This window comes from Methanobrevibacter thaueri, assembly GCF_015062915.1.
GTDB lineage: Archaea > Methanobacteriota > Methanobacteria > Methanobacteriales > Methanobacteriaceae > Methanocatella > Methanocatella thaueri_B.
The window spans coordinates 8,477-14,129 of the sequence record NZ_SUTJ01000017.1 but is presented as its reverse complement, the minus strand read 5'-3'; the positions used below and the strand labels follow the sequence as shown (position 1 = coordinate 14,129).

The 5,653-nt window shown below is 36.5% G+C and carries 7 protein-coding genes; 2 read left to right on the top strand and 5 right to left on the bottom strand.

Annotated features, from left to right (window positions below; genetic code table 11):
* From E7Z78_RS08695 to E7Z78_RS08680, 4 genes are all read right to left on the bottom strand, one after another.
* Nucleotides 1-866: chorismate-binding protein (locus E7Z78_RS08695; RefSeq protein WP_303724775.1), on the bottom strand; the 866-nt coding region annotated here is incomplete at its 3' end.
* 88 nt (nucleotides 867-954) lie between these two features.
* Nucleotides 955-1,356, bottom strand: coding sequence for a hypothetical protein (locus tag E7Z78_RS08690; RefSeq protein WP_303724774.1), 402 nt, complete (start codon nucleotides 1,354-1,356; stop codon nucleotides 955-957).
* Between the two features lie 23 nt (nucleotides 1,357-1,379).
* Complete coding sequence (locus tag E7Z78_RS08685) at nucleotides 1,380-2,000, bottom strand: CPBP family intramembrane glutamic endopeptidase (RefSeq protein WP_303724773.1); 621 nt, start codon at nucleotides 1,998-2,000, stop codon at nucleotides 1,380-1,382.
* Between the two features lie 229 nt (nucleotides 2,001-2,229).
* A complete protein-coding gene (locus E7Z78_RS08680; RefSeq protein WP_303724772.1) occupies nucleotides 2,230-2,427 on the bottom strand; it encodes a helix-turn-helix transcriptional regulator in 198 nt (65 codons plus the stop codon).
* Nucleotides 2,428-2,559: 132 nt separating this feature from the next.
* On the opposite strand from E7Z78_RS08680, the gene purB reads away from it, so the two are divergent.
* Together purB and E7Z78_RS08670 are read left to right on the top strand one after the other, a co-directional pair.
* A complete protein-coding gene (purB, locus tag E7Z78_RS08675; protein ID WP_303724771.1) occupies nucleotides 2,560-3,909 on the top strand; it encodes an adenylosuccinate lyase in 1,350 nt (449 codons plus the stop codon).
* Nucleotides 3,910-3,917: 8 nt separating this feature from the next.
* The gene (locus E7Z78_RS08670; protein WP_303724770.1) at nucleotides 3,918-4,778 is read left to right on the top strand and encodes a hypothetical protein; all 861 of its coding nucleotides are present in this window, start codon (nucleotides 3,918-3,920) and stop codon (nucleotides 4,776-4,778) included.
* On the opposite strand, the gene E7Z78_RS08665 is transcribed toward E7Z78_RS08670, so the two are convergent.
* Nucleotides 4,775-5,653: HAD-IC family P-type ATPase (locus E7Z78_RS08665; protein WP_303724769.1), on the bottom strand; the 879-nt coding region annotated here is incomplete at its 5' end. The two genes, E7Z78_RS08670 and E7Z78_RS08665, sit on opposite strands and share 4 nt — an antisense overlap.

The following is a 5,653-nucleotide window of genomic DNA, read 5'->3' as shown; positions in this document are numbered from 1 at the left end:
ATGTCATCGCTTGAGAAGTAGAACATGTAAGGAGATGGATTGGTTGTTCTTAAAACCCTATAAGTGTCAAATAGGCTTCCGGTGATTTCAGCTTCAATTCTATTTGAAAGAACAACCTGAAAAATGTCTCCTTCATAAATGTAATCTTTTGCCTTGTCAATCATGTTGCAGAATCTTTCACGTGAAAATACTGGCTTGAAATCTGACTTTAACTTCAAAGGTTCGATTTCAGTTTTATTGCCGTTTTTAATCAATTCTGCAAGTTCTTTAAGCTCATTGCATGCCTTTTGATAATTATTCTCCAAATCGTCTGTCTTCATGTTTGCAATGAGTATGATTTTTTGCTTGAAATTGTCGAATGCTATTACCTTATCGAAAAGCATCAGGTCAATGTCCTTGAACTGATCCTGATTTTCAGCATCCAGATTAAGGGAAGGTTCGGAGTATTTTATGTAATCATATGCAAAATACCCCACAAAACCTCCCGTAAAAGGTGGTAAATATTCTAGTTTAGGGGACTTGTTTTTCAAAACAAGCTCCTTTATGATTTCACTGGGATTGTCGGTTTCAATGGTGACTTCCTCATCGGTCAACCTTTCGAAATTCCTGTCGCCCCTGATTTTGACTATGCCGTTTTGACATGTGAACTCTAAAAGCGGATTGAATCCCAGAAAACTGTATCTTCCCCATTTTTGTGAATCCTCAACACTTTCCAACATGTATACATGGTTGCTTACGCCTTTCAGAATTCTTAAAACTTCGATGGGAGTGGCAATATCCGAAAACAATTCATATGAAATCGGTATTCTCCTGTACTCCTCATTCTTACCTATTTCTTTAACTTCTTCTAAACTTGGGGAAAACATTTTCTATCACTAAATATAATTAAGTTTAATGTACTATTTAAAACCTTGTTGTCATAAAATGTACATTAAATAAATTTTGAAAAAAAATTCAATTCATCTTGTCCTGTTCCTGACTGAATTGAATGACTATTTTTTTAATTTCCCTGCTTTCAAGATAAGGCAATTTCTCAGTGATTTCCTTTTCTAGGTCCCTGTTCAATTGGATCCTTTTCTCGGCGTATTCCTCCCCTTCATAGTTAGCCCTGTATTGCTTGTTCAGATTGGAATACTTGGTAATCATTGGCTGGAGAACATTAGCGATGTCAACCTCCAACTGGTCATTGACTATCTTCTGCTTTCTGATATCGACAACATAACCTAGAACAGTCATGAAAAATCCCAAAACGGTAATAGTCAATGCGGGAACGAACACCTGGTCATTGCCTATGAATGCAACAGTGAAAACGATGCCTAAAAATATTAGTAAAATACCGATTTTTTTTAAATCCATAATAAAAGTATTGTAAGTTATCATTATTTAATACTATTCAATTCCCGGATTATTGAATTGGAAATTAGGACAAATGAAACTATGGCCAATAGGGACATTGCAATGACAACCGCATCATTTGTAAACAATACATTACCCCTGTCGATGAAAACGATTATCTCGGCAATGAGATTATTCAGGAAATGGGCAAATATCGGAACGAGAATGTTGTCGGTTTTCAAATACAGAACAGCCATGCAAAGCGCAAATATGAACGCTGAGATTATGCTACCATAACCATGAAGTGAAGCGAAAAGCAATGAGGAAACCAATACTGCAAAAATCGGTGGCACAATCAGTTTCAACCTGTTTAGAAAGACTCCTCTAAATATCAGCTCCTCGGCAATTGGAGACACGAATATTGTTGCAATCAGGCTCAATGTCAAAATGGAATTTGAAGTGACGTGACCTGCTGGAAGAACTGCAAAAGATGGAAATATTGGAGAAATAAAGTCTGACAGGTATAAAAATCCATATGAGATGAAAATATTCAGTATAACTACTAAAAGGACATATTTGAGAGTACTTTTCTCAAAAACATTCATATAATCGTTTTTGTCCGGCAGATTATCCCTAAGCCTGAAAATGAAATATAGAATAACCAAAAGATAAATCCACATGGAATCTATCTGAACAATGTTTAAACTGTTTAAAAAGAATTGAATTAAAAACAAGATAATAATTAAAGACAATATTTCCTTTAGAGTAATATGTTTAAGTTTTTCATTAAATAAAGACATTTTATCAAAAAAATAAAAATTACATACTATAATATGAAAAATGAATGAATCAATTAATTCAAATTCCAATAATAGCTTGTAATTTCAAGTTAATTTATTCATCGAAGATGAAAACATCTTCAATTGCTGGTTTACCCAACATCTTAGTAATGTTATAGGCCAATAATAAGGAAGGGTTATAGCGTGCGTTTTCTAAAGCGTTTATTGTCTGACGAGTCACGCCAACCAAATCGGCCAACTCTTGTTGAGTCATGCCTTTTTCCTGGCGGAACTGTCGTATTTTAGTTTCCAAATAATCACCTATTATGAAATATATAATAGTATTTATTACTCTTATTGTAAAACAATATAAATGTTTCTTAAAATATAAGTGTTTATAGAACAAAATATAATATAAAATAACAATTTTGAGAGTTGATATAAAATGGCTATACACCCTATTGAATTTAGGTATGGTACTCCAGAAATGAAAAAGATTTGGGAAGAAGAAAATAAATTACAAAGAATGTTAGATGTGGAATCCGCTTTGGCACAGGCTGAAGGTAAACTTGGAATTATTCCACAGGAAGTAGCTGATGAAATCGCAGCAAAAGCTAATACCGATTACGTTAAGTTAGAAAGAATGAAAGAGATTGAAGCTGAAACCAATCACGATATCGCAGCATTATCAAAATCAATCACTGAAGTTTGTGAAAATGGTGCAGGAGAATACGTTCACTTTGGAGCAACCTCCAACGATATTGTGGACAGCTCAAACTCTCTACTAATTCGTGACTCAATCGATGTGCTTGAGGAAAAACTTGAAAGATTGACAAAAATCATGCTTGACCTGACCCGTGAACACAAGATGAAAGTCTGCATCGGACGTACTCACGGACAGCATGCGCTTCCAACCACATACGGAATGAAATTCGGTATCTGGGCAGATGAACTCCACAGGCAATACGTCAGATTAGAAAATGCAAGGGCAAACGTTTGCGTTGGAATGATGGATGGAGCAGTCGGAACAACCGCAGCATTAGGTGAACAAGGTTGGGAAATCCACAAGACCGTTGCAGAAATCTTGGGATTACCTGCAGCAACAATAACAAACCAGGTAGTTCAAAGGGACAACCATGTTGAATTCATCAGTGTTTTAGCAAACATTGCAAGTACCCTGGATAAGATTGCACTTGAAATCAGAAGCCTTCAAAGAACCGAACTCATGGAAGTTGGAGAGTTCTTTGATCCTGAAAAACAAGTGGGAAGCAGTACAATGCCTCACAAGATGAACCCAATTACCGCTGAAAGAATCTGTGGTGTTGCAAGAATCGTCAAATCATACGTTAACGCAGCATTGGACAACAACCCTCTCTGGCACGAAAGGGACTTAACCAATTCCTCCTGTGAAAGGATAATGTTCCCTGAAAGCTGCATATTGACCGATTACATCTTAAACTTAACTATCAAATTAATGAATAACCTCATCTTCTATGATGAAAACATTGAAAGAAACCTTAACCTTACCAACGGATTAGTCATGGCTGAAAGGTTAATGGCTGAGCTCACCCGTGCAGGAATGGGTAAACAGACCGCTTATGGAATTGTACGTAAGAATGCAATCAAGGCCAACAAGGAAAAACTATTGCTCGGCGAATTGATTCTTGAGGATGAAGAGGTTAAGAAATACCTCACCCAAGAGGATGTAGACAAGATAATGGATCCTCACACCTACATCGGATCAATACCAACAATCATTGACGAATTGCTTGAAAAATCAGAAACCTGGTTTTAGGTGAAAAAATGAATAATGTAAAAGAATTAAAATCTATTGAACTCTCTTCTTTTACTACAATGATGACTGGAATTGCAGTATTATTTTCAATAATCTCTGCAATAATCCTTTCAATTTTTATAAGCGTAACAGCACCGAATGGAATATTTCTGGCCGTTTATATCATACCTACAGTCATTGTAGGAGCATTCATGTGTTCAATCTACACTAACTTTTCCCAGGGACTCTTCTATAACCTGTTTGCAAGGAAACTTAAAACAGTTGCAGTGGAAATCAAGGATGGGAAAGAGATTGTTAAGGTATCAACAACTGAAACCGCAACAATGGTTGCCCTAATCCTAACAATAGAAGCTGTTTTAGTGTATCTGGTATCCATATTGATCCTACCGATATTTCTCACTTCAGTAGTTCAGACATTAGTGTACACCGGTCAAAGTGGAGTTGCATATTCAATATATCAATTCTCAGCGCTTTTAAGCCAACCTGCAACAGTATTGATATTCCTTTTCGGAACATTCATAATAACATTCGTGTTTGTTTTGCTTGGAACATACATCTACAATATCATGGCAAACAGCGGCAGGGGAATAATCCTGAATTTAAGCTCTGAAAACGGCTTGACTGTTATCGACTCTGTTGATCCATTAAAATTAGCTGTGATGTTTGCTGTTATTTGCGGTATCCTAAGCTTGATAAGTGGAATAATATCAGTAATCAGTGGAGCAAATATAGTAAGCCTCATCGGTAATGTTTTAGGTGGATTCATTGGTGGATTTGTAGAGTTTTTCCTTATGGGATTCTTCTATAATTTCTTAGCACAAAAAATAGGAAAAATAAAAATTGAATTAATTGATTTTAAAATCAATTAATTTCTACTTCTTTTTATTTCAGGAACATATCTCTTAAGCATCAGTGAAAGGGATATAACCGTTACTGAACTTAATGCCATTGCAAGACCTGCAAGGGCAGGTTCGAATGTTATTCCGAATGCAGGATACAATACACCAGCCGCAATTGGAATGAGAATTGAGTTATATGCAAATGCCCAGAAAATGTTTTCCTTGATTCTGCGCATAACCTTTTTGGAGAACTGAACTGCCGCAACGACATTTTCAAGGTCTCCTTCCATAACGACAATGTCACCGCTTTCCATTGCAATATCTGTTCCGTTACCCATTGCAACACCGATATCAGCCTGTGTGAGTGCAGGTGCATCGTTGATTCCATCCCCTACAAACAGCACCTTCTTGGTATGGTTCGCTTGAGTCTGCTTTACAATGTCAAGCTTGTTTTCAGGTAGAATTCCTGCTTCCACATTATCGATTCCGACTTCACGTGCAACATTGAGTGCAGTGGATTCATTGTCCCCGGTAAGCATATAGGTTTCAACGCCCATCTTGTGCAATTCCTCAATTGCCCTTTTGGAATTGGCCTTGATTTTATCAGACAGACTTAAAATACCTTTTACTGATTTGTCCTCTGCTAAAAATATGATTGTTTTTGACAGTTTTTCCAATTCATGATATTTGTCAACAGCTTCAGATGAAACATCAACATCATATGCTTCCATCAATGCAAGGTTACCTGCCAAGACTTCTTTTGAATTCAATTCCGCTTTCAAACCTTTACCTGTAACATTTTCAAAACTGCTGGTTTGGCCAAGATCCAAATTCAATTCCTTTGCCTTATTCACAATGGCTTTAGCTATAGGGTGAGTGGAATTTTGCTCAACGCTTGCAGCAAG

Excerpts from the sequence above, each read along its gene's own strand:
- E7Z78_RS08690 (WP_303724774.1), bottom strand. The coding sequence starts at position 1,356 with ATGGATTTAAAAAAAATCGGTATTTTACTAATATTTTTAGGCATCGTT.
- purB (WP_303724771.1), top strand. The coding sequence starts at position 2,560 with ATGGCTATACACCCTATTGAATTTAGGTATGGTACTCCAGAAATGAAA.
- E7Z78_RS08670 (WP_303724770.1), top strand. The coding sequence starts at position 3,918 with ATGAATAATGTAAAAGAATTAAAATCTATTGAACTCTCTTCTTTTACT.